General features: G+C 43.1%; 22 protein-coding genes. 5 read left to right on the top strand and 17 right to left on the bottom strand.

The genetic code is table 11. The features are described from left to right. Positions 1–396 precede the first annotated feature (396 nt). The 7 genes from A1QO_RS02230 to dusA all read right to left on the bottom strand — a co-directional run bounded on the left by A1QO_RS02230 (position 397) and on the right by dusA (position 7,405). Positions 397–1,173, bottom strand: a complete 777-nt coding sequence (locus tag A1QO_RS02230; RefSeq protein WP_017035825.1) for a phosphoadenylyl-sulfate reductase — start codon at positions 1,171–1,173, stop codon at positions 397–399. Then, positions 1,166–2,884: an assimilatory sulfite reductase (NADPH) hemoprotein subunit gene (gene cysI, locus A1QO_RS02225; RefSeq protein ID WP_017041476.1), complete on the bottom strand. Its 1,719-nt coding sequence runs from the start codon at positions 2,882–2,884 to the stop codon at positions 1,166–1,168. The genes A1QO_RS02230 and cysI overlap by 8 nt, the downstream gene beginning before the upstream one ends. Continuing rightward, positions 2,884–4,773: an assimilatory sulfite reductase (NADPH) flavoprotein subunit gene (locus tag A1QO_RS02220; RefSeq protein WP_026026691.1), complete on the bottom strand. Its 1,890-nt coding sequence runs from the start codon at positions 4,771–4,773 to the stop codon at positions 2,884–2,886. Before A1QO_RS02220 ends, cysI begins: the two co-directional genes overlap by 1 nt. A 94-nt stretch (positions 4,774–4,867) precedes the next feature. Next, on the bottom strand, positions 4,868–5,098 hold the full coding sequence (locus A1QO_RS02215; protein WP_017039730.1) for a hypothetical protein: 231 nt from the start codon (positions 5,096–5,098) through the stop codon (positions 4,868–4,870). Between the two features lie 156 nt (positions 5,099–5,254). After that, complete coding sequence (locus tag A1QO_RS02210; RefSeq protein ID WP_017041475.1) at positions 5,255–5,935, bottom strand: TIGR04219 family outer membrane beta-barrel protein; 681 nt, start codon at positions 5,933–5,935, stop codon at positions 5,255–5,257. 101 nt (positions 5,936–6,036) lie between these two features. Continuing rightward, positions 6,037–6,246: an envelope stress response protein PspG gene (gene pspG / locus A1QO_RS02205; RefSeq protein WP_017035820.1), complete on the bottom strand. Its 210-nt coding sequence runs from the start codon at positions 6,244–6,246 to the stop codon at positions 6,037–6,039. Between the two features lie 178 nt (positions 6,247–6,424). Further along, positions 6,425–7,405 (bottom strand): tRNA dihydrouridine(20/20a) synthase DusA, encoded by a 981-nt coding sequence (gene dusA / locus A1QO_RS02200; protein WP_017038475.1) that lies wholly within the window; start codon positions 7,403–7,405, stop codon positions 6,425–6,427. Between the two features lie 355 nt (positions 7,406–7,760). On the opposite strand from dusA, the gene A1QO_RS02195 reads away from it, so the two are divergent. The 3 genes from A1QO_RS02195 (at position 7,761) to A1QO_RS02185 (ending at position 10,903) form a co-directional block, all read left to right on the top strand. Further along, on the top strand, positions 7,761–9,557 hold the full coding sequence (locus A1QO_RS02195; RefSeq protein WP_017041474.1) for a choice-of-anchor I family protein: 1,797 nt from the start codon (positions 7,761–7,763) through the stop codon (positions 9,555–9,557). A 410-nt stretch (positions 9,558–9,967) separates the two neighbouring features. After that, positions 9,968–10,432, top strand: coding sequence for a zinc uptake transcriptional repressor Zur (zur, locus tag A1QO_RS02190; RefSeq protein ID WP_026026690.1), 465 nt, complete (start codon positions 9,968–9,970; stop codon positions 10,430–10,432). 9 nt (positions 10,433–10,441) lie between these two features. Continuing rightward, complete coding sequence (locus A1QO_RS02185) at positions 10,442–10,903, top strand: chemotaxis protein CheX (protein ID WP_017035816.1); 462 nt, start codon at positions 10,442–10,444, stop codon at positions 10,901–10,903. 111 nt (positions 10,904–11,014) lie between these two features. On the opposite strand, the gene pgi is transcribed toward A1QO_RS02185, so the two are convergent. Next, the gene (gene pgi / locus A1QO_RS02180) at positions 11,015–12,667 is read right to left on the bottom strand and encodes a glucose-6-phosphate isomerase (RefSeq protein WP_017041473.1); all 1,653 of its coding nucleotides are present in this window, start codon (positions 12,665–12,667) and stop codon (positions 11,015–11,017) included. Between the two features lie 295 nt (positions 12,668–12,962). Between pgi and A1QO_RS02175 the strand changes: the two genes are divergently transcribed. Further along, the gene (locus A1QO_RS02175) at positions 12,963–13,385 is read left to right on the top strand and encodes a secondary thiamine-phosphate synthase enzyme YjbQ (RefSeq protein WP_017039740.1); all 423 of its coding nucleotides are present in this window, start codon (positions 12,963–12,965) and stop codon (positions 13,383–13,385) included. Positions 13,386–13,467: 82 nt separating this feature from the next. Here the strand turns inward: A1QO_RS02175 and A1QO_RS02170 are convergent, their stop codons facing one another. From A1QO_RS02170 to A1QO_RS02160, 3 genes are read right to left on the bottom strand one after another with little or no spacing between them, the layout of a single operon-like run. Continuing rightward, entirely contained in the window at positions 13,468–14,664 is a 1,197-nt protein-coding gene (locus tag A1QO_RS02170; protein WP_017038471.1) for a BamA/TamA family outer membrane protein, read from the bottom strand. A 5-nt stretch (positions 14,665–14,669) separates the two neighbouring features. Further along, positions 14,670–15,755, bottom strand: a complete 1,086-nt coding sequence (alr, locus tag A1QO_RS02165) for an alanine racemase (protein WP_198926682.1) — start codon at positions 15,753–15,755, stop codon at positions 14,670–14,672. 4 nt (positions 15,756–15,759) lie between these two features. Next, the gene (locus A1QO_RS02160) at positions 15,760–17,166 is read right to left on the bottom strand and encodes a replicative DNA helicase (protein ID WP_017035811.1); all 1,407 of its coding nucleotides are present in this window, start codon (positions 17,164–17,166) and stop codon (positions 15,760–15,762) included. 169 nt (positions 17,167–17,335) lie between these two features. On the opposite strand from A1QO_RS02160, the gene A1QO_RS02155 reads away from it, so the two are divergent. Further along, a complete protein-coding gene (locus A1QO_RS02155) occupies positions 17,336–18,100 on the top strand; it encodes a DUF481 domain-containing protein (protein WP_017039741.1) in 765 nt (254 codons plus the stop codon). A gap of 174 nt (positions 18,101–18,274) precedes the next feature. Here the strand turns inward: A1QO_RS02155 and rplI are convergent, their stop codons facing one another. The 6 genes from rplI to A1QO_RS02125 all read right to left on the bottom strand — a co-directional run bounded on the left by rplI (position 18,275) and on the right by A1QO_RS02125 (position 20,744). Beyond that, positions 18,275–18,727: a 50S ribosomal protein L9 gene (rplI, locus tag A1QO_RS02150; protein WP_017035809.1), complete on the bottom strand. Its 453-nt coding sequence runs from the start codon at positions 18,725–18,727 to the stop codon at positions 18,275–18,277. A 32-nt stretch (positions 18,728–18,759) separates the two neighbouring features. Next, entirely contained in the window at positions 18,760–18,987 is a 228-nt protein-coding gene (rpsR, locus tag A1QO_RS02145; protein ID WP_000090472.1) for a 30S ribosomal protein S18, read from the bottom strand. A gap of 16 nt (positions 18,988–19,003) precedes the next feature. Further along, entirely contained in the window at positions 19,004–19,306 is a 303-nt protein-coding gene (gene priB / locus A1QO_RS02140) for a primosomal replication protein N (protein ID WP_026026689.1), read from the bottom strand. Between the two features lie 7 nt (positions 19,307–19,313). After that, positions 19,314–19,712: a 30S ribosomal protein S6 gene (gene rpsF, locus A1QO_RS02135; protein ID WP_017035807.1), complete on the bottom strand. Its 399-nt coding sequence runs from the start codon at positions 19,710–19,712 to the stop codon at positions 19,314–19,316. 273 nt (positions 19,713–19,985) lie between these two features. Continuing rightward, the gene (gene bfr, locus A1QO_RS02130; protein WP_017035805.1) at positions 19,986–20,465 is read right to left on the bottom strand and encodes a bacterioferritin; all 480 of its coding nucleotides are present in this window, start codon (positions 20,463–20,465) and stop codon (positions 19,986–19,988) included. A 90-nt stretch (positions 20,466–20,555) separates the two neighbouring features. Next, positions 20,556–20,744, bottom strand: a complete 189-nt coding sequence (locus tag A1QO_RS02125; RefSeq protein ID WP_017035804.1) for a (2Fe-2S)-binding protein — start codon at positions 20,742–20,744, stop codon at positions 20,556–20,558. Positions 20,745–20,958 lie beyond the last annotated feature (214 nt).

Here is a 20,958-nt window from a genome sequence, read left to right as displayed (position 1 = left end):
ATTGATAGGTTTAAATTGTTAAAGAGCGTTCTTCTTTTGTGATTTGCATCACTTGGAAGAGGCGGCCATTCTAGCGAGATAATCTTCAGTGTCAAACACTTTTTAAAATTTTCTCTTTTTGCTTTCTAGCCTTGTTGACCCTGCTTGTTAGCCCGTAAGCCCTTGCTGTGTCAACGAGGAGGCATTATAGAGATCGAACTCACATTGGCAAGTGTTATTTGTGAAAAAATGCAAAAATACGCACTTTAAGTGCTAATTTGATCCAAGCGGTTATTTATCATCATTTACGCAGATCAAATATACACCTTATCCCCAGAGTTATGCACAATGCGTATTTTAGAGTCAATTTTCAGGCATAAAAAAAGCTGCCATTGCAGCTTTCTCTTTATTGAATGATTAAATTCCAGAACCATATTGTTCGCCATCATCTTCATGAAGGCCACATTCTCTCTTTAATCCAAAGAAACGGGTTTCTTCTTCATTCATTCCAGGTTCCCACTTTTTAGAAGTGTGGGTATCACCCACTGATAGATAACCCTCTTCTCGAAGTGGGTGATAAGCCAAACCGTGCTTCTCTAAATAATAGTGCACGTCTTTATTTGTCCAGTCTATTACCGGTAAGAACTTGAAAACACCATTTTGTAGCGAAAGAATAGGCAGATTTGCTCGGCTACTGGACTGCTCTCGTCTTAGCCCTGAAAACCATGTTCCCACTTCTAACTCGTCCAACGCTCGACGCATTGGTTCGACTTTATTCAACTTATTATATTTTTCTATTCCCTCTATACCTTGTTCCCATAGCTTTCCGTAACGTGCCTCTTGCCAATTGGGGCTATTTGGAGCTCGATATACTTTAAGGTTGAGTGTTAACTGTTGGCTCAATTGATCAATGAATTGATACGTTTCATTAAAAAGGTAACCTGTGTCCGTTAATATTACGGGAATATCTGGATCAGCTTGCGTTACTAGATGCAGCATCACCGCAGCTTGAATACCAAAACTAGATGAAACAACGTGTGTTCCCTCTAAGTTATTCAAAGCCCATTTAACACGCTGTTGCGCAGTTAGCTTTTCTAACTCGGCATTAATTTCAGCAAGACGGAGAATTTGCTCCGTCTTAGTTAATGAGAGCAGTTCTGCTAACTTCAGTTTTGAAGCTACAGAATTAAGCATAAAGATCCCTCTTTGATACAAAGACTTCTTCTATAATGCCAGCACGAATCGTAAAGTCACCGAAGCCTTCGTTTTCTTCACGCTCTGTCGCCCATCGACCGACTAACTGATCTATTTCTTCCAAGATTTGTTTGTCAGTGATGTTCTCTTTATACATTTTAGGAATTCGCGTACCCGCTCTGTTGCCGCCTAAATGTAGGTTATAACGATTAGGTGCTTTGCCCACTAATCCAATTTCAGCCAACATAGCTCGGCCACAACCATTAGGGCAACCTGTTACCCGCAAGATAATGTTGTCATCTTTTGGTAGCTGATGCTTTTCTAGAATAGCTTCAACATCAGTCACGAACTGAGGTAAGAAACGTTCAGCTTCCGCCATCGCTAATGGACAGGTAGGAAATGCAACACATGCCATTGAATTTTTACGTTGTTCACTGACGGTGTCATCCATCAAACCATGGGCGCGTGCAATCTTTTCAATCTTCGCTTTTTCTTTCTCTGGTACGCCTGCAACAATCAAGTTCTGATTCGCTGTCATGCGGAAGTCACCTTTGTGCACTTTCGCAATTTCAGCTACACCTGTTTTTAGGGGTTTACCTGGGAAGTCTAATAAGCGTCCATTTTCGATGAACAATGCAAGGTGATGTTTACCATCGATCCCTTCAGCCCAACCAATACGATCGCCACGCCCTGTAAATTCATATGGGCGACTCTCTTCAAAATTAACACCTGCGCGTTTTTCAACTTCCGCTTTGAACACATCAATACCGACTCTATCGAGTGTGTATTTGGTTTTTGCGTTTTTACGGTTAGATCGGTTACCCCAATCACGCTGTGTAGTCACGACCGCAGCGGCTACCTCTAACGTTTTTTCTAGAGGAACAAAACCAAAATCATCCGCTTTACGCGCATAAGTCGACATGTCACCGTGGGTCATTGCTAATCCACCACCCACCAGCACATTAAATCCAACAAGCTTTCCGTTATTCGCAATCGCGACAAAGTTAAGATCGTTTGCATGGACATCAACATCATTCTGAGGAGGAATCACAACCGTTGTTTTGAACTTACGCGGTAGATAATTGCTGCCTAAGATAGGCTCTTCTGTTGTCTCTACTTTTTCGCCATCAAGCCAAATCTCGGCATAAGCACGAGTTTTTGGTAGTAGATGCTCACTGATCTTCTTCGCCCACTCATACGCTTCTTGATGAAGTTCAGATTCAACCGGGTTCGTTGTACACAAAACATTTCGGTTAACATCACCGGCAGTTGCAATGGAATCGATACCAATGCTATTCAGCGTCTGGTGCATCAGCTTGATGTTTGGTTTCAATACACCGTGAAATTGAAAGGTTTGACGAGTCGTTAAACGCAGACTTCCATAGCTGGTATTTTCAGTTGCAAACTTATCAATGGCTAGCCACTGCTTCGGAGTAATAATCCCACCCGGCATACGTGCACGCAGCATGACATTATGCAGAGGCTCTAATTTTTGTTTCGCACGCTCGGCTCTAATATCGCGGTCATCCTGCTGATACATCCCATGGAAACGAATCAATTGGAAGTTATCTGCCGTAAAGCCACCGGTAATTCGATCTTGAAGATCCTTCTCTATCGTACCGCGCAAGAAATTACTCTCACGCTTCAAACGTTCGTTGTCTGCTAATGGACCAAGCACTTGACCCAATACTTCTTGCTCTTGCTTGCTCATTAGTACACATCCCTTTGGTAACGTTTGTCTTTGCGTAAGTTGTTAATAAATGCCTCAGCATCGTCTCTCGACATCTTCCCTTGCTGCTCTGCAACTTGAATGAAGGCTTCATGGACATCTTTCGCCATGCGCGTTGCATCACCACAAACATAGATGTACGCACCCGCTTGTATCCATTGCCAAACTTGTTCCGCTTGCTCAAGTACTCGGTGCTGGACGTAAACTTTTTCATGTTGATCACGACTAAAGGCGACATCAAGCTGCGAAAGAAGACCTGACTTCAAATACTTTTGCCATTCAACTTGATACAAAAAGTCTTGGGTAAAGGTTCGATCACCAAAGAATAACCAGTTTTTTCCTTCTGCTTCTCGGTTGTCGCGCTCTTGCATAAAGCTTCGGAAAGGCGCAATACCCGTTCCTGGACCAATCATAATCACCGGAGCATTATCATCTTGAGGAAGTTTGAAGTTATTGTTGTTTTCAATAAACACTTTAACTTCACCGCCTTCTTCCAATCGTTGCGCTAAGAAACCTGAAGCGCCGCCGAATCGAGATTGTTCACCTTTTTGATATTCAACCAGACCGACCGTCAAATGAACTTCTTCATCGACTTCACTTTGGCTTGATGCAATGGAATACAAACGAGGCGTCAATTTTCGCAGTAGCCCGACGAATTCATCAGCAGACAACTTGGTTTTCTTTTCTGTAAGTACGTCAACGATTTGTGTGTTTCCTGCGTACTCACGTAGCTTATCTTTATCTTCCACCAGCTTTTGGAGTTTTTTACTGCCCGACAACTCTGCAAACTTAGTTACAAACTGAGGGTTTGACGCTGTGATTTCGAACTTGCTAACTAAAGCGCTATGAATAGAGAGGCTTTCACCATCAACATCGACACTCTCAACACCAGAAAGGCCCACTTTCGACAGAATTTCATTGGCTAAATCAGAACTGTTTTCATACCAAACACCCAACGCGTCTCCGGCTTGGTAAGTAATACCTGAATCTTCAAGATCAATCTCGATATGACGAACGTCTTTGCCTGAATCACGACCGGTGATTTTCTGGCTCGTTAGCAAGCTCGCTGTGTATGGATTCTGTTTCGTGTATTGTGAATGAGACGAAGCCTGACCAACAGGCAATTGAACGACGTCAGCTTCCGTACCCGAAGAAAGATCTTCTTGAAGAATATCTAACGCTTTAGTACGCCACTCTTTGGCTTCATTCTCGTAGTCCACATCGAGATCAATGCGATCAATAAAGGCCGTCGCCCCTTGTTTCGATAAGTAAGCATCGAAGTCTTTACCCGTTTGGCAAAAGAATTCGTAGCTTGAATCACCCAAACCAATCACCGCGTATTTTAGATTCGGTAACTTCGGCGCTTTCTTCGATTGTAAGAACTCGTGCAGCTCAATGGCGTTATCTGGTGCTTCACCTTCACCATTGGTTGAAGCGACAATAATGACATGCGTTTCTTTCGCGAGATTCTTGCCTTTATAATCACTGGCATCAAATAGCTGAGATTCAACCCCTAATTGCTTTGCTTCATGCTCTAACGCTTCAGCAACACCTTTCGCGTTACCAGTCTGAGAAGCAAAAATAATAGTGAGTTTTCCGGCTGGTTTTGCGGCTACAACCGCTGCAGCTTGTTCAATCGGCGCAGAAGCTGCATTACTTTGAGTTTGGCTTAATCCCCAAAAATACCCACTTACCCAAGCGAGTTGATTGGCTGATAATTCAGAAACTGTTTGTTGAAGCTGTCCAATTTGCTGCTGATTAATAGGTGCAGTAAATGCAGCCTGATCATTGGCTGAAGTGTTTCCAGATAACACTTCCTTTTGAGAGGACTCTTTCTTATTTAAAGACATGGTCACGACATCCCTATTCATTGCGTGCCGATAGATTAACCACTCTTGCTAATAACAAGAAAGAATAGATAAGTATGTTTTATAACTTTTTGGAAGATGGAAAGTAAAAAGTGGGTTATTTGGATTCAATCCTAACCTGAGAAAAGCCGACAGCCATTGCGGACTTAGAAGCGAGATCCAAATCCATATAGTGGCATTCACCACCCTGTGAATCGGTCAACAAAACAAAACCGCCTCTAGCGTGACGAAACTCGACAACCCAACTGCCTTCCTGCACTGAAGGCTCAATAATCGCCTCGACCAGCTTATGATCTCGGTACAAACATCTCAGCTCTGTAATTGTCATACCATCACGCACCTATCGTCTACACAACATAATCATCCTTATTAAGCATGGTAGATTTTGAGCATTCTGCTAAAAAATAGGCCCGTTATATAGCCATTAGATATAAAAAACGCCACTTAATGAAGTGGCGTTATTAAAAAGCAGTGTGAGGCTGAACTAGTACTGAAACTCAGCACCTAAGAACCAGCCGTTAGCAAAGATAAACTCTTTATGATTTTCAACATCAACAGTGAAATCATCGGACTCAATATCAATCACACGATAGCCGCCTTTAAGTGCTAGTTCACCAGAAGAGACTGGGAGTCGGTATTGCATACCAGCAATGAAATCGGTTGTTTTGAGGCCCTTACTGTCTCCAAAGTCGACCTGGCCAATCACATCGAAGTGGGTATTTGGCACATTGATTAACGCTTTTCCAAACCAATTCCAAGTTAACTCGTCGAATGACTGAGGCGCACCATTGGCTCCAGAACCGATTGGAGCAATATATTTTGAATTTGAGTACTGACTGAATGCCACGCCAAAATCAAAGTCCATCAGTTCATGGTCAAAAATGGTGTAGTAAAAGGTGTAATCGTATTTATCAAATGCTATATAGTCAGCATCGATTGTTGTATAGCGGAAGCTGACATTGGGTAAATATGGCAGTTCATGCTCAAGAGCAACGCTAAAAGAAGGAACCTGATCGTCATCTTTACGAACTTCATTCACTTTGGTGCTTCCCCACCACATATCAGCGCCAAGGCTAATACTGTATGGCGATTGTGCATTCACCACAGGTGCGCTAATAAGCATTAATAAGCCTGATAAGCCTAATCCCAATCCCCGAATATTCATCCTTCTGATCCCTACTTTAACTGTGTGGCGTCGACACTAATAAAAATTATCGAAGGATGATAGCACATTCGCCTAGCGTATTAACTGGAAATAATTTGAGATTAACGTGGGCTATAGACATGATTTTTGAAAAACCAAACACCAATAGCGATGACGATCAACCAAGGGATCAACTTAAATACAACCCCCACCATGCCTAAAACAGCCAACACAATAAAGGCTATAGCGGTTGCCGCAAATACGGACATCATAGTGAGGCCAGTCACCAATAGCGTTGCAATAAATACCAATACAAAAATCAACTCAAACATAATCACACTCCTAATATCGCTTACCTACAGTATTCCTGGTATTCATTAATGCAGATATCGAGCCAAATATTTTTTATATTAAAAATCAGATAATTAAAAAGAAAAAAGGTGAGAAGAACATAAGCCTTCTCACCTTTTTATATAAATAGGTAAATTTCACCCACTATGTTGGTTAATTTTACACATCGAGTTCCGCCGGAATTTTAGCTAATGCGGCTTGCACGACCTCAACTCCAGAATCTGGTTTATGCGCATTCTCACTGATGTATCGACGCCACTGACGTCCACCAGGCATTCCTTGAAACAACCCAAGCATATGGCGCGTAATATGACCCAACTTAGCGCCGTTAGATAATTGCTGTTCTATATAAGGTAGCATCGCCTCTACCGCTTCACTGCGCTTCATGACCGGCTTATCCAAGCCAAAAATCAACTGATCGACTTGAGCCAGTAAATACGGATTTTGATACGCTTCGCGTCCAACCATAACGCCATCTAAATGTTTTAGATGGATTAGTGTTTCTTCTAACGTTTTCACACCACCATTTACTGCGATGGATAAGTGAGGGAAATCTTTCTTTATTTGGTAAGCTCTATCGTAATCAAGCGGGGGAATTTCTCGGTTCTCTTTCGGGCTCAAACCGCTCAACCAGGCCTTACGTGCGTGTATCGTAAACTGCTCACACTTCGCCTTTTCTGACACTATCGAAATAAAGTCGGTCAAAAACTCATAAGAATCTTGATCATCAATACCAATACGCGTTTTGACGGTTACCGGAATATCAACCACATCGTTCATTGCCGCTACACAATCAGCCACCAACTGTGGCTCGGCCATTAAGCAGGCACCGAAGCGTCCATTTTGAACTCGGTCGGATGGGCATCCTACATTCAAGTTGATTTCATCATAGCCCCGTTCTTGTGCTAGCTTAGCGCACGTTGCTAGATCTGTTGGGTTTGAACCACCAAATTGAAGCGCAACCGGGTGCTCTTCTTCGTTATAAGCAAGAAAGTCCCCTTTACCATGAATGATCGCGCCGGTTGTGATCATCTCGGTATAAAGCAGGGTTTGACTTGTGAGTAATCGGTGGAAGTATCGACAATGACGATCGGTCCAATCGAGCATGGGAGCGATTGAGAACCGGGATGATGGATGCATAGTTAAAATCTCTATTATGTTCAGGGTTTTAGCCATACATTCCATTACGGCAAAACAATATTAACGAATGACGCTTCTGCTCACTCTATACTCACCACAAAAAACAGTCGAAGTACAAAGAACCGTGTTCGTTTCGAGGAACGCGATTATACATAGAGCTTACGACTGCTTCAATTAAGCACATTATAAACCGTCAGTAGATACGCTTAAAAACGATAACACTTCTTACTTGGTCTTTATGTCTGCGAGCGTTTCCAAGCTCACAATCAACACCGACTTCATTTGTTCTTAATTCTTTAAACAAACCGTCACATATTCACTCTATGGTCATCTGCTAGATATTCATGGAGGAAATATGACCCACTTTAAAACCACCTTAACGATACTCTCTTTGGTTGCCGCTAGCCTAACCGGGTGCTCAAGCCAACCAGACTCTCGTAACCAGAGCCACGTCAGGGGCACATTCCTGAACGAAGCATGCCAGCCTTTGGTTAATGCTAACATTCCATCGACATCGCTAAAGGGTATTCGCTTGGTAGGCACATCCATCACCAACGCGCCATTTGCCTCTTCCGCGGCTGAGATAGTCAGTTATGACGCTTGCTCTGACAGGTTGTATGTCGTGAACGCCCAAGACAAGAAAATTGATGTTTTAGCACTTAGTCGTGATTCCATACCGACCTCGGTTGGGCAAATCGATTTACAGTCTGCTGGAAAACACAATGGTATTGAAATAGGGGCGGCAAACAGTGTTTCCACACACAATGGGCTGATCGCGGTTGCCATTGAAAATAAGAAAAAACAACGTAATGGCATCATTGCGCTCTATCGTTCTGATTCCTTAGATATTATCAACACCTTCCCAGCCGGAGCTCTGCCAGATATGGTCAGCTTTTCTAAAGATGGACGCTATATCGCTGCTGCGAATGAAGGGGAGCCAAATTCAAACTACTCAATCGATCCAGAAGGCAGCATTACCTTGATCGATTTAAAGCCCGGGCTTGAACACGCTATCGTCACCCAAATCGACTTTAAAGATTTCAATCAAGGTGAGTCGAGATACTCTGAGCTAGGTGAAGACGTTCGTATTTCAGGGCCCAATGCCAGTGTTGCACAAGATCTTGAGCCAGAATACCTAACGTTTGCCGACAACGGTAAGCTGTACGTAGCAATGCAAGAAAACAACGCGATTGCCACTATTGATGTTCAGTCCGCCAGCATTGAAAAAATATTTGGCCTTGGCGGTAAATCTTGGGAAACATCCCAGCTTGATGCTTCCAATAAAGACGGCATTATCGGAAATCTACACGCTTACCCTATGCTCGAAGGGCTTTATATGCCAGACAGCATCGCGAGCTACACCATCAAAGGAAAGACTTACATCGTTACCGCTAATGAAGGGGATGGCCGAGAGTATGGATTTGATGCCACTCAAAAGCAGTGTGATGATGATGGTCACAAGTGGGATGGAGACGACGACCAAGACGCCTCTGACTACAACACCAAACAAGCGTTCTGCATTGCTTATGTCGATGAAGTTCGAGGCAAAGATCTGAAAGTAGCCAGTAGCCACCCACTCGCAACAGCGCTCAAAGACAAAAACCGACTTGCTCGCCTAAAAATAATTAAGCCGCAAGAAGTGTTAGCTGCAGATGCAAAAGTACAAACCTTCGGCGCACGTTCATTTTCCATTTGGAGTGAGTTTGGGGAACCTGTGTTTGACAGCGGTGATGACTTTGCTCGTATCGTCTTAGCACAAGATAAAGCCAACTTTAATAGCACCAACGACAGTAACCAAAGCGCTGATAATCGAAGTGATGATAAAGGGGTCGAGCCTGAAGCCATTGAGGTCGCGGTGATTGGAGAGCGAGCTTATGCCTTCATTGGTTTAGAACGCCAAGGGGGAATTATGGTCTACGATGTCACCATTCCTACACACGCCAAGTTTATCAACTACCTCAACAATCGCGATTTTATACAGCCAGTCTGTAGCGAAGTTGATGACGGAGATTGCAAGAGCGGCCGCTATAATCCGAAAGCTGGGGATCTAGGGCCGGAATCTATCGAGTATTTCTCTCGTAACGGCAGCCATTACATTGCTGTCAGTAATGAAGTCAGTGGGACCACTTCTGTTTATTCATTAACGTTCTAGAACTAATTCATATAGTACAAACGCGTATAGAAACGTGGTAACGCTACCATCGCTTTACCACGTTCATACCCTCTCACTTTCTTGCAGCATAACGCTTCTATCATGCATTCCTCAGCTCGTTACCTCATAATCCCCTTCATTTATAACTAATCTGCCGTGTATTTTCACATGCCCCTAATCATTGACGCGGCTCTAGAGCACTGATACATCACCAGGCTACCTGCATCCAACGCAATAGAACTATCGTAAGTCTTTGACCAATGATGTATAAGATTGATTAACATGAGAAGGGAAAACGTATATGCGATACAATAAGTTAATGTATGAAATTTCCCACAAACGACATAAATTATTTTATGTGAAACCATATTCGTCGAAAAATGGTATATTATTAAATTAGTCCAATGGTTATGGTGATGAGTTTGGACCAAAAGTTATTAGAGCAAGTTGAAAGCATTTGTATGGCACGCGGTGTCAGGCTGACTCCTCAAAGGAAAAGCGTTTTTAAGCTCATTTGTTCAAGTAAAAAGGCTTCCAGTGCCTATGAATTACTTGAAGAGTTAAAAAAAACCGAGCCGAGAGCCAAGCCACCAACGGTTTATCGAGCCCTTGATTTCTTAATGGAGCAAGGTTTCATTCACCGAGTGGAATCAACAAATAGTTTTATATCCTGTTGCTCATGTAATGCCAATAAGCATTACTCTCATTTATTGATTTGTGACAGTTGCAATAACGTTATCGAACTACAAGATGATAACCTTATAAGCTTGTTAGCAAAGAACGCAGAGAAGCATAACTTTAAGATTTCTAATCATGTTATTGAATCTCATGGAATTTGCCAAACATGCTCCTCAAATGTAGATATTAAAATATAGAAGAAGGCTATGCGCGCTGAATTTGTAAACCCGTTTTTAGCATCATTAATGAATGTACTAAAAACGATGGCTTCACTAGAGTTGAAACCACAAAAACCTCGAGTTAAGAAAGACGAAATTGCCCGTGGTGATGTGTCTGGTTTAATCGGGATGGTCGGAGATAAAAGCCGAGGCTCTATGTCGATCACTTTTGATGAAGACCTAGCTCTTGAGATCATGCAAAACATGCTAGGTGAACGACCAAACGGCTTAAATGAAGAAGTCACCGATATGGTGGGTGAAATTACCAATATGGTAACCGGTGGTGCAAAACGAATCCTCGCAGAAAGTGGCTTTGATTTTGACATGGCAACCCCTGTCGTTGTTTCAGGAAAGGGCCATACCATTCGTCATAAGTGTGAAGGCTCTATCATCATTATGCCTTTCACCTCTCAATGGGGTAACGCATTTATTGAGATTTGCTTTGAATAGAAATTCTTATCAAAAAAAAGGTTGGCCTTATGCCAACCTTTTTATTGTGTGTCATAAAGATAAAAACCAAGCCTATGATTAATAGTGCTTGGTTTTTTGTTCTACTCGGCTTTAAGCTTTCAACGCTTTAAATGCGTTGATTAGACCGTTCGTTGAGCTGTCGTGAGAGGTTACTTGAGCATCGTCAGCAAGCTCAGGAAGAATTTGGTTTGCGAGTTGCTTACCAAGCTCTACACCCCATTGGTCGAAGCTGAAGATGTTCCAGATTACGCCTTGAACAAAGATCTTGTGCTCGTACATCGCAATTAGGTTACCTAAAGAGCGAGGCGTGATTTGCTTAACAAGAATAGAGTTCGTTGGACGGTTACCTTCAAATACTTTGAAAGGTACAAGCTCAGCCACTTCTTCAGCTGTTTTGCCCGCCGCTAAGAATTCAGCTGCCACTGTCTCTTTTGTCTTACCGAAAGCCAGCGCTTCAGTTTGAGCAAAGAAGTTAGACATTAGCTTCTGGTGGTGATCAGAGGCTGGGTTGTGGCTGATAGCAGGAGCAATAAAGTCTGATGGGATCAGTTTAGTGCCTTGGTGAATCAGTTGGTAGAAAGCGTGTTGGCCGTTAGTACCAGGTTCACCCCAGATGATAGGACCTGTTTGGTATTCTACTGGGTTGCCTTCACGGTCAACAAACTTACCGTTTGATTCCATGTTACCTTGCTGGAAGTAAGCCGCAAAACGGTGCATGTACTGATCGTAAGGTAGAATCGCTTCTGACTCAGCGCCATGGAAGTTGTTGTACCAAACACCAATAAGCGCAAGAATCACTGGAATGTTGCTTTCAAACTCAGTTGAAGCAAAGTGGTTATCCATCTCGTGTGCGCCATCTAGTAGCTCAGCGAAGTTATCGAAGCCAACAGACAGTGAGATAGAAAGGCCGATTGCAGACCATAGTGAGTAACGACCACCAACCCAGTCCCAGAATTCGAACATGTTGTCAGTATCAATACCAAACTCAGCGACCGCTGTTGCATTAGTTGATAGCGCTGCGAAGTGTTTAGCAACGTGTGCGCTGTCACCCGCTTCAGCCAAGAACCAATCACGTGCAGAGTGCGCGTTCGTCATTGTTTCTTGAGTGGTGAATGTTTTAGAGGCCACTAGGAACAGCGTAGTTTCTGGGTTCAACGGCTTAAGTGTCTCAACGATGTGAGTGCCATCAACGTTAGAAACGAAGTGCATGTTCAGGCGAGTTTTGTATGGCGTTAGAGCTTCAGTCACCATGTATGGACCAAGGTCCGAACCGCCAATACCGATGTTGACGACATCAGTGATCTCTTTACCTGTGTAACCTTTCCACTCACCAGAAACGATACGGTGGGTGAACAGTTCCATCTTTGCTAGTACTGCATTAACGGCTGGCATAACGTCTTTGCCATCAACCATTACTGGCTTATCGCTACGGTTACGTAGAGCCGTGTGAAGTACTGAACGACCTTCAGTCTTGTTGATTGCATCACCGCTAAACATAGCTTCAATTGCAGACTTAACTTCAGTCTCGTTTGCAAGAGCGAATAGGTGCTGCATAGTCTCAGCGTCGATTAGGTTCTTAGAGTAATCCACTAAGATGTCTGAACCGAAGCGAGTAGAAAAGCTCTCGAAACGCTTTGCATCTTGAGCAAACAGCTCTTTCATATCCATATCTTGTGCGGTTTCAAAATGCTCAGTAAGCGCTTTCCAAGCTTGAGTTTCTATTGGGTTGATATTTTTCAACATGCTGTCAATTCCGATGTTACAGTTGGTTTTATTCTATTCCATCGCGTTGCACCGTTTTCGTCTAGAGCGCAACCAAATGGTAGAATCCCCGATTAAGCAAAAATAATGTGTTATTCAGTCGATAACATTTATCAAGATTGTAATAAATTTTCAGTTTCCGATTATGACTCAGCTTAATGACACCGACATTGAAGTAGGTCACGTAAACAAGGCGTTCTCAAAGAAACCATGTTTACATAAGGCCTCAAGCCGATAACAATCCATAAACGATTCAACTTTTACTATAGGACACCCTATGTGGTTTCAGAAAAACATTCAACTTTCTGCAAAGAAAAAAGGGTTTCATCTTATTACTGATGAAATTGAACAACAAATCCCTGAGTTGAGCGCTTTTTCCGTTGGTTTGATGCATGTGTTTATTCAACATACATCCGCCAGCTTAACCATCAATGAAAACGCAGATCCAACCGTTCGTAGTGACATGGAAGCGCACTTTAATCGCTACGTCCCAGAAAAGGCCCCCTATTACCGACATACCTATGAAGGCGATGATGATATGCCCGCACATATAAAATCATCCATTTTAGGTCAAAGCCTTTCTATCCCGATTCATAATGGGAAACTCGCCATGGGAATGTGGCAAGGTATTTATTTAGGTGAGCATCGTCACTGTGCTGGCAAACGCCAAGTGGTTATTACGATTCAAGGTGAGCAGTAAGCAGTAAGCAGTGTCCACGGTAAGCAGTAGCTAAACTGAGTCGCTAAAACAATTCGCTTAAACCATTAGCTAAAACGAACAGCTAAAACGGTTGATTAATCATCACTCTAAACAGGCTCTCTTCAGACCCTTTAGCGACTTCAGCGCGAACCACAATACCTTCTACTTGGAATCGTATTGCACCACCAGCACTCCATTTCATATCAGTATGGAGTGTTTTTAAATCATACTCATCAGCGACTCGACCTGCATCAACAAAGACAACCCATTGCCACCAAGGTAAATCATAATAGTTAATAACAGGTAGTGATCCTAATGGTTGCCACTCAGGCAATATGCGGTACTCTGCTGAATAGTGGATGGCAGAGCGACCATGATAACGACCACCTGTATAGCTTCGTAAGCGATACAATCCGCCTAAACTGATGTTCTCATGCTCTGGAGGTCGAGCACAATTCTGTGGGCCATCACAATCATTCCAACTTGGTGTATCGGCAGTGTAAAAATCAAACGCCAATACTTGTTGATCAAAAATGTCACCAAGCGGTCCTAGTGAAAAATATTGGCTGTTCTGCAACTCCACCTGGTTCCAGCTGTCTTCATCTACCCAATTGTCTGAGCCCATGGTAAGAGAGACTTCGGTATGGGATCCTTTTGTGGGGTTTCTCGCGTTATCTCGATTATCCCAATCGAAAGTAAAACGGACTCCTTTTGCAGCTTCATTTTCTTCAATCGTATTCGTTAGCTTTCGAGATGTATAAAAAGGAACAACAGAAAGAGAAGTGACACCAGATTCTAAAGGGCTGGCAAATGACACCTCACGCTGAGGCTTGAACATACCCATGTAACCTTGATCTTTTATCGCCCCCCAGGGAAGAAGGAATTTAAATTCAAGTTCATAATTTTCTTCAAAGCCATCAACAATCGTTTTATTTAAGATAGACGATTCGTTGTTGCCCTGCTCTCCCAAATAGTAAGGAGCCTGGTTAAGTTTAGCTTGGTAAAGCTGGGTGCTAAACAGCAAGTTATCGCTTAAAGCGTAGTTATGAGCAGAGAGGAAACCCACATAGCTGCCTTTGTCGGAATATAAACCCATACCAAATAAGGCCGCCTGAGGCTGCCAAACACCTTTGGCAACACCTGCGGCACCGACACTAAAACCTAACGTTTCAGTGCTAAATATAAAAGGGACGAAGGCAGAATCTTTTTCTTTGGCGGAAACGCTAGCGACAACAGAGAGTAAAATCATCGCCAAAACATGGGGCAGTAATCGAGACATAGAACCTACTTTTTGTATTCCATCGCAACACGAGAAGTCAACTTTGTCACAAGCTCATACGCTATCGTTCCAATGTGGCTCGCCACTTCTTCCGCAGACAAACCATCGCCCCACAGAATCGCTTCATCACCGACTGAATCCAAAGCATCAGGCCCAAGATCAACGGTCAGCATATCCATAGAAACACGGCCAACGGTAGGCACCTTACGGCCACCCACTAGCACAGGCGTTCCATTGGGCGCCATTCTTGGGTAGCCATCGCCATAGCCGATAGCAATCACCCCAACTTTGGTATCCCTAGAGCTGGTCCACGCAGCGCCATACCCAACACTTTCACCGGCTTTCACTTCACGTACAGCAATCAATGGTGAGGTTAAGCTCATCACAGGTTTAAAACCCAGTTCAGTCGCTGACTTATCTTCGAATGGAGACACACCATACATGATGATGCCCGGCCTCACCCATTCGAGTAAGCTGTCTTTCCAGGCAAGCAAACCAGCAGAAGCCGCAAGAGAACGTTCGCCTTCGCAGCCACTGGTTAACGATAAAAACAGCTCGATTTGTTGTTGGCTAACCGGGTTATCCAGTTCATCGGCACAACCAAAATGGCTCATGTAGCGCAGAGGTTTCGCCACGTTAACGCACGCCTTTAAACGAGAAACGAAAGAGGAATACTGCTCAGGCCGAACACCAAGACGGTGCATTCCACTATCAACTTTTAACCAAACAACAACGGGAGAATCTAAGTTTGCCTGTTCGAGCGCCTGTAATTGCTCTTCGCAGTGCACCGCGGTTTGGATGTTATTCGCCACCAAAATAGGTAGGTCTCCAGAAGAGTAAAAACCTTCTAGTAGCAAAATAGGAGTAACAATACCGGCCGCTCTTAACTGCAATGCCTCTTCAATTCGAGCCACACCAAATGCATCAGCCGCATGAGCTGACTTGGCGATATGACATAAGCCATGACCATAACCATTTGCCTTAACCACAGCCATCACTTTGCTCGACGGCGCCTTGGTTTTAATCCGTGCAAGGTTATGCTCTAACGCCGCTAAATCTACACTCGCGGTCGCGGCTTTCATGTAACTCATGCTATTACTCGTCGTCAAAAGCGGGGCCTGCATAATTGTCAAAGCGTGAATACTGGCCTTGGAATGTCAGACGTACCGAACCGATTGGGCCGTTACGCTGTTTACCAAGGATAATTTCAGCAATGCCTTTCAGTGCGCTATCTGGGTTATAAACTTCATCACGATAGATAAACATGATTAAATCGGCATCTTGCTCAATCGCACCAGATTCACGCAAATCTGAGTTAATTGGGCGCTTGTCGGCACGTTGCTCTAGGGAGCGGTTCAATTGCGACAAAGCGACAACAGGGACATTTAACTCTTTAGCCAGCGCTTTTAACGAACGAGAAATCTCCGAGATTTCGAGAGTACGGTTGTCTTGCATGCCTGGTACTCGCATTAATTGCAGGTAATCGACCATGATCATACTCAGACCGCCTGAATCACGTGCGATACGACGAGCACGAGAACGCAATTCTGTTGGAGTAAGGCCAGAACTGTCATCGATATACATGTTTTTTTTCTGCATCAGAATCCCCATGGTAGAGGAGATTCTAGCCCAATCTTCATCGTCTAATTGACCCGTACGAATTTTGGTTTGATCGACACGAGACATAGAAGCGAGCATACGCATCATCAATTGTTCTGCCGGCATCTCTAGTGAGAAAATCAACACTGGCTTATCTTGATCCATAGCCGCATTTTCACAGAGGTTCATGGCAAACGTTGTTTTACCCATAGAAGGACGTGCTGCCACAATGATTAAGTCAGAACCTTGCAAACCTGCGGTTTTTTTATTCAAATCATTAAAGCCAGTACTCACACCGGTTACGCCGTCTTGAGGTGATTTGTACAGTATTTCAATACGTTCGAGGGTCTTCTCTAGAATATTATCGACACTTTGAGGGCCTTCATTTTCTGTGGTTCGCTCTTCGGCTATCGCAAAGACTTTACTCTCCGCTAAATCGAGCAAATCTTCAGAGCTACGGCCTTGTGGGTCATAACCCGCATCAGCAATCTCATTAGCAACACCAATTAAATTACGAACCAACGCACGTTCTGCGACAATATCGGCGTATGCATTAACATTGGCAGCACTTGGCGTGTTCTTAGCAAGATCCGCTAAATAGGCGAACCCACCAACATCTTCAAGCTGTTCTCTGAGCTCCAAAAACTCGGACAAAGTAATAAGATCGAGAGGTTTACTGTCGTCTAAAATTGATTTTGCCGCCTCAAAAATTAATCGGTGCGGGCGGCTATAAAAGTCATTGGCTAGAACCTTTTCGGCCACAGAATCCCAACGTTCATTATCCAACAGCAAACCGCCAATAACCGATTGCTCTGCTTCTAATGAATGAGGAGGCACCTTGATTGCATCAACCTGTCTGTCTGCGTTGATTTTTTTTCTGTAATCCGTTTTCTGGTCTGCCATTTTTTTGCTCAACTTCTTTTTTATTGCCGCTATTATAACGAGAATATCTCATTTGTAATTAAGTTAGAGAGTGTTTGTATTTTACTTAAGTATAATTAACCAACTGCTGACGAAAGCATACAACGTCTGACATAATATCTACTCTTCATTTTCCCCCTAGAGGTTCCGAGTGCGTAAACTTTGGTTCGCTTGCTTTTGCACGCTAACAACATCACTGGCTTATGCAAAGGAAGCAACACCAAGCCCTACCCAAATAGAACTCCCTTCTCCTTGGAAATCTGAGATTGAATTTGGTTACCAGGCCCATAACGGCAACTCCGATTCGCAATCGCTGAATTCAAGAATGAACGCCGAGTATACCTCTGGGCGTCATCGTAGCAGTGGCGAATGGAAATTTCACATGCTGTATAAAGATGGCGAAGAAGATAAGCGTCAATCAACTTATACGGCGCAAAGTGATTATAAGCTAAGTCCAAAAACCTATCTGTATGGGAGCTTCAAAGGCATAGAAACACGGTATAGCGCCTATTTCAAAGATCATACGTTGTCAGCAGGATTGGGTTATCAATTTACCAATACCGAACAGTTAACCATCGAGTTAGAACTTGGCCCAGGCTACCGCTATCAAGAGCCCAACTTAGACGAGATAAAAGACGATGACATTATCTTTCCCGAAACAGTACAAGAAGCGATTTTTCGAGGAAATATTAATGTCGATTGGAATGTGATTGATAACTTAACCCTGTCAGCCGATATCACGACAGTGACAGGCTTGAGCAATACTCGATTGGATACCGATTTTAGTATGACCAACAATATTACTGACGATATCGCACTTAAATTGGCTTACTCGCAGCAATACCACGATAAAGTGCCAGAAGGGCTGAGTAACTCTGACAGTATCTTTTCGGTTAATTTATTGTTTGTTTTTTAGTGCGGTTTATTGTCTGGTCGTGTCTCTTTTCTACACCGATTTTTTTGTCTCCGCTCTATTCATTCTATTGTTTAATACCCTGTATGCTCTACGCATTGTTTTAGACATAAAAAAACACCGGCCTAAGCCGGTGTTTAAAATCTTCTTAACGAAGAAATCGTCTAGATACTGAAATTACTCAGCAGCAACAACTTGTACTTTCGCTGTAGCAAAAACTTCAGAGTGAAGTTGGATGCTTACGTCGAATTCACCAACGTTGCGCAGAGCGCCTTCAGGTAGGCGTACTTCGCTCTTAGCTACTGCAACACCTGCCGCTGTAATAGCGTCAGCGATGTCACGAGTACCGATAGAACCGAATAGTTTACCTTCATCACCCGCTTTAGAAGCGATAACAACCGCTTCTAGTGCAGTAACTTTATCAGCACGTACTTGAGCAGCAGCTAGCTGTTCAGCAACTTTAGCTTCAAGCTCAGCGCGACGAGTTTCAAACATTTCAACGTTAGCTTTCGTTGCCATAACTGCTTTACCCTGTGGGATAAGGAAGTTACGAGCGTAGCCAGATTTAACGTTTGCAGTATCGCCAAGAGCACCTAGGTTACCGATTTTATCAAGTAGAATAACTTGCATTATTTAATCCTCTTTCTTAATAAAACGACCGTTTACTGATGCTTATCAGTGTACGGTAGAAGAGCTAGGTAGCGTGAACGCTTGATAGCACGAGCTAGTTGACGCTGATATTTAGCACTTGTACCAGTGATACGGCTAGGTACGATTTTACCAGCTTCAGTAATGTAGTTTTTAAGAGTTGCTACGTCTTTGTAGTCAATCTCTTGTACGCCTTCTGCAGTAAAACGGCAGAATTTACGACGACGGAAGAAACGAGCCATGGGCTATCTCCTGATCTTAAATTTGAGTTATGTTGTCAGCATGCAATACTAATTTTCCCACACCATTTCGGCCGGTCTGGTAAGCGACAAAACCGCTAACCTTAATATTACTGCCTTGAACTAAGTTCTGAGTTATTGCTTTTGACCCTTGCCCACTGATAACTACCGGCATACGACAATAAACTTGTCTGGGTAAATCAGCTTCTACCATGGTGGAACGATGCTCTAACCAAAAACGGCAATGAGCGATACCAGCAGGGCTTTGGCTTCGAATTGGTTCTTTGACGACAGAGCCGCTAAGTTCCATTCGATTGGTCATAAGTTAATTACTCAGCAGCTGCTTCTTGGCTAGCTTCTGGACGATCTGTACGCTCTTCACGACGAGGAGCACGCTCAGCACGCTCTTCTTTTTGCTTAAGCATAATAGATTGTTCAGTCACAGCACCTTTAGTGCGCATGATCATGTTACGTAGAACTGCATCGTTAAAACGGAAAGCAGTTTCTAGCTCGTCAATCACTTCTTGACCAGCTTCAACGTTCATAAGAACGTAGTGAGCTTTGTGAAGCTTGTTGATTGGGTAAGCCATTTGACGACGACCCCAGTCTTCTAGACGGTGGATAGTACCGCCAGCTTCAGTGATAGAACCAGTGTAACGCTCGATCATGCCAGCAACTTGCTCGCTTTGATCAGGGTGAACCATGAATACGATTTCATAATGACGCATTTGGTTGCTCCTTACGGATTATTAGCTTCCACGAGTGGCTCGGTCGTCCAGAGGAAGCAAGGAACTAAAGATAAATGACCGAGAATTAAGGACGGCAAATGGTACAGAAAGGAAGCAAAATAGGCAAGAAAAATGTGAGATTGATACGCAAGGATAGATGTAGGAAAGAACCGGCACCAATGACTAAAGTGGCTGATATGAGCTAAGTCGTTCAAAGTATTGGTTTTGAACCACTTAACTCGACCCTGTAAATAACTCAGTTATCGACTCGATTTAATCATCTTCATCAATAAACTGCGCTTGTAGGTAATTTTCGATTCCAGTGAGCTCAATTAAGCCCAACTGTGTTTCTAACCAGTCGACATGTTCTTCTTCATCTTCCAAAATTTCTTGGAACAGATCACGAGAGACATAGTCACGGACATCTTCCGCATAAGCGATAGCGTCTTTTAGATCTGGAATAGCAGTCATTTCAACGTTCAGGTCACTTTCAAGCATTTCTTTGACATTCTCACCAATCATCAGCTTCCCCAAGTCTTGAAGGTTCGGTAGCCCTTCTAGAAATAGAATTCGCTCTACAAGATGATCAGCGTGCTTCATCTCATCAATTGATTCATGGTATTCCTTATCAGCGAGGTGTTTTAGACCCCAATCTTTGTACATACGTGCGTGAAGGAAATATTGGTTAATGGCAACGAGTTCATTACCTAGGATTTTATTGAGATGTTGAATGATAACTGGATCGCCTTTCATGGCTACGCCCTCCTCTGTGGTTCTATTAACTGTAGAACCAATCGGAAGAGAGTCAAAGTTTGAAAGCCATTTTACTGCCTTGGAGACTCTTTAACTTGCTTGCTTAAATTGAATCGATAACGTGTCATCGATAATTTCTTTTGTTGCACGGACACATTTTCCACACTGGCTTCCCAATGCTGTACATTTTTTTATACCTCGAATATCTGATATTCCTTCTTCAATGACTAATTTCTTAATCTTTTTATCAGAAATACCATGGCAGATACAAATGTACATACGACAACCTAACTAGAAAATTCAAACCTAAATATAAATAAGAACCGTTACTATTACCAGTCGCAAATGGAATTTATTTAGACAAATTCGTTATAAGAAAATCATTTTTATTGTAGGCATAAAAAAGGGAAGCCTAAGCTTCCCTTCTTGATACGATGTTTGCTCTTTTTAACTAATTAATTAGTCAAAGATTTTAGCAACAACACCAGCACCT

Source organism: Vibrio genomosp. F10 str. ZF-129 (assembly GCF_000287055.2).
Classification (GTDB): Bacteria; Pseudomonadota; Gammaproteobacteria; order Enterobacterales; family Vibrionaceae; genus Vibrio.
The sequence above is the reverse complement of the archived record's forward strand: the minus strand, read 5'-3'. Positions and strand labels throughout refer to the sequence as shown.

Bases quoted from the DNA above. Each gene is read 5' to 3' on its own strand.
- A1QO_RS02230 (WP_017035825.1), bottom strand. From the start codon at position 1,173: ATGCTTAATTCTGTAGCTTCAAAACTGAAGTTAGCAGAACTGCTCTCA.
- cysI (WP_017041476.1), bottom strand. From the start codon at position 2,884: ATGAGCAAGCAAGAGCAAGAAGTATTGGGTCAAGTGCTTGGTCCATTA.
- A1QO_RS02220 (WP_026026691.1), bottom strand. From the start codon at position 4,773: ATGAATAGGGATGTCGTGACCATGTCTTTAAATAAGAAAGAGTCCTCT.
- A1QO_RS02215 (WP_017039730.1), bottom strand. From the start codon at position 5,098: ATGACAATTACAGAGCTGAGATGTTTGTACCGAGATCATAAGCTGGTC.
- A1QO_RS02210 (WP_017041475.1), bottom strand. From the start codon at position 5,935: ATGAATATTCGGGGATTGGGATTAGGCTTATCAGGCTTATTAATGCTT.
- pspG (WP_017035820.1), bottom strand. From the start codon at position 6,246: ATGTTTGAGTTGATTTTTGTATTGGTATTTATTGCAACGCTATTGGTG.
- dusA (WP_017038475.1), bottom strand. From the start codon at position 7,405: ATGCATCCATCATCCCGGTTCTCAATCGCTCCCATGCTCGATTGGACC.
- A1QO_RS02195 (WP_017041474.1), top strand. From the start codon at position 7,761: ATGACCCACTTTAAAACCACCTTAACGATACTCTCTTTGGTTGCCGCT.
- zur (WP_026026690.1), top strand. From the start codon at position 9,968: ATGGTGATGAGTTTGGACCAAAAGTTATTAGAGCAAGTTGAAAGCATT.
- A1QO_RS02185 (WP_017035816.1), top strand. From the start codon at position 10,442: ATGCGCGCTGAATTTGTAAACCCGTTTTTAGCATCATTAATGAATGTA.
- pgi (WP_017041473.1), bottom strand. From the start codon at position 12,667: ATGTTGAAAAATATCAACCCAATAGAAACTCAAGCTTGGAAAGCGCTT.
- A1QO_RS02175 (WP_017039740.1), top strand. From the start codon at position 12,963: ATGTGGTTTCAGAAAAACATTCAACTTTCTGCAAAGAAAAAAGGGTTT.
- A1QO_RS02170 (WP_017038471.1), bottom strand. From the start codon at position 14,664: ATGTCTCGATTACTGCCCCATGTTTTGGCGATGATTTTACTCTCTGTT.
- alr (WP_198926682.1), bottom strand. From the start codon at position 15,755: ATGAGTTACATGAAAGCCGCGACCGCGAGTGTAGATTTAGCGGCGTTA.
- A1QO_RS02160 (WP_017035811.1), bottom strand. From the start codon at position 17,166: ATGGCAGACCAGAAAACGGATTACAGAAAAAAAATCAACGCAGACAGA.
- rplI (WP_017035809.1), bottom strand. From the start codon at position 18,727: ATGCAAGTTATTCTACTTGATAAAATCGGTAACCTAGGTGCTCTTGGC.
- rpsR (WP_000090472.1), bottom strand. From the start codon at position 18,987: ATGGCTCGTTTCTTCCGTCGTCGTAAATTCTGCCGTTTTACTGCAGAA.
- priB (WP_026026689.1), bottom strand. From the start codon at position 19,306: ATGACCAATCGAATGGAACTTAGCGGCTCTGTCGTCAAAGAACCAATT.
- rpsF (WP_017035807.1), bottom strand. From the start codon at position 19,712: ATGCGTCATTATGAAATCGTATTCATGGTTCACCCTGATCAAAGCGAG.
- bfr (WP_017035805.1), bottom strand. From the start codon at position 20,465: ATGAAAGGCGATCCAGTTATCATTCAACATCTCAATAAAATCCTAGGT.
- A1QO_RS02125 (WP_017035804.1), bottom strand. From the start codon at position 20,744: ATGTACATTTGTATCTGCCATGGTATTTCTGATAAAAAGATTAAGAAA.